The organism is Vogesella mureinivorans, assembly GCF_007644035.1.
In the GTDB taxonomy this organism is placed as follows: domain Bacteria; phylum Pseudomonadota; class Gammaproteobacteria; order Burkholderiales; family Chromobacteriaceae; genus Vogesella; species Vogesella mureinivorans.
This window is the reverse complement of the sequence record NZ_VMTV02000650.1, coordinates 1-352: the sequence shown is the minus strand read 5'-3', so window position 1 is coordinate 352 and position 352 is coordinate 1. Positions and strand designations below refer to the sequence as shown.

1 tRNA gene is annotated in these 352 nt (G+C 62.5%); it reads left to right on the top strand.

The features are described from left to right. The first annotated feature begins 242 nt into the window (after positions 1 to 242). Positions 243 to 319 (top strand) — tRNA-Arg (locus tag FLQ44_RS17105). Positions 320 to 352: the final 33 nt, after the last annotated feature.

Genomic DNA, 352 nt, shown 5'->3' with positions numbered 1-352 from the left:
AGCCGGCCGCGAAGACCTCGAACCACCAGCGCAGCGCGCGCAAACCGCGTGGTATCCTGCGCCCCCCGCGACGGCAGGCTCGCCACGCCGCGGACACCAGCAACACACAACGCGCCTGTAGCTCAGCCGGATAGAGTAGTGGCTTCCGAAGACACTACTCAGGCAACCGAGGCGCGAGGTGGAGAGGCACAGCGGCTTTACTCGAAAGGGTGAGGACGGGAAGGAAAAAAGCTTTACAAAACGCGCCTGTAGCTCAGCCGGATAGAGTAGTGGCTTCCGAAGCCATTGGTCGGGGGTTCGAATCCCTCCAGGCGCGCCAATTCCCTGTGACAGATCTGTGCCTTGGGTGTGC